General features: G+C 68.6%; 1 pseudogene. It reads left to right on the forward strand.

Features of this window, described 5'->3' with window-relative positions:
• A pseudogene (locus tag EN846_RS34745) lies at positions 1-283 on the forward strand (hypothetical protein); the annotation flags it as partial.

Genomic DNA, 283 nt, shown 5'->3' on the forward strand with positions numbered 1-283 from the left:
CTGCGCTTCTTCCATTTCCGCCAACAGCAGGTCGGCCAGTTCGCGGTCGGCAACCGGCTGCGCTGCTTCGGCACGCCCAAGCCCGGCCACCTCGGCCTGGAAATCGTCCATCCCAGTTACCAGGTGCTGGGGCGCAACGACGATCCTGAACTCGGCGACCGCCTCGACCCGGTGTGCCCCACCGTCGAAGGCGTCGGCCCGATGACCATGCGCAAGCTGATTGGCCAGGCGCTGGACCGCCTGCCCGAGGAAAGCGCGCTGGAACTGTTGCCCGGCGGCTGGC

This window comes from Mesorhizobium sp. M4B.F.Ca.ET.203.01.1.1 (genome assembly GCF_004791025.1).
Lineage (GTDB): Bacteria > Pseudomonadota > Alphaproteobacteria > Rhizobiales > Rhizobiaceae > Mesorhizobium > Mesorhizobium abyssinicae.